The organism is Novosphingobium album (ex Liu et al. 2023) (assembly GCF_029076845.1).
In the GTDB taxonomy this organism is placed as follows: Bacteria; Pseudomonadota; Alphaproteobacteria; order Sphingomonadales; family Sphingomonadaceae; genus Novosphingobium.
Genome location: NZ_JARESE010000120.1, coordinates 1 through 519, shown reverse-complemented (window position 1 = coordinate 519; position 519 = coordinate 1). Strand labels below are relative to the sequence as shown.

Annotated in this window: 1 protein-coding gene; it reads right to left on the bottom strand. The window is 59.7% G+C overall.

What is annotated here, in order from left to right; translation table 11 throughout:
- Positions 1 to 61 precede the first annotated feature (61 nt).
- Positions 62 to 496, bottom strand: a complete 435-nt coding sequence (locus PYV00_RS24165) for a hypothetical protein (protein ID WP_066554124.1) — start codon at positions 494 to 496, stop codon at positions 62 to 64.
- Positions 497 to 519 lie beyond the last annotated feature (23 nt).

The window sequence follows — 519 nt, the reverse complement described above, 5'->3', positions numbered from 1 at the left end:
GCGTGCCGCTTCGGCATATTCCAGGTACCCTAGAGGCAATCCGCTGGAGGACGGGAACGTTTCAGCGCAACTGACGCGGCTCGCTCACTTCTTCCGCATCCTGTGTGGCCTCGTGCACTTCCTCCCTGATGATCTTCTGCGTGATTTCATCCAGATGTGAGGTCAGGGCTCCGCTCAGTTCCTCAAACTCTGGCCATAGCGTCATCCGAACGAAACTGGCTGGCGCGCGAACGATCACCGTCTGACGGTGCATGCGCGTATAGCGAAATGGCTTGACGCCATAGCGGCGGCACAGGGCGATGAAGAGCTGTCGTGACCAAGGGTCAGGAATTGAAAACTTGAACTCCTCGGCACGTTCTTTCTTGCTGGCCGTCGCGAACTGGCGGCGAATGCGTTCCGCAGCTGCACCTGCCGCAGCTTGCTCGCCGGCAGTCGTGGCGCCGGCATAGAGAGCTTCGATCTTGCGCAGCTTCTCGCGCAGGCGTTCCTCGGACATTGGATCAATGCACCGTCGGCTTC

What these genes read in the sequence shown, in the direction of transcription:
- PYV00_RS24165 (WP_066554124.1), bottom strand. Translation starts at nt 496, where the DNA reads ATGTCCGAGGAACGCCTGCGCGAGAAGCTGCGCAAGATCGAAGCTCTC.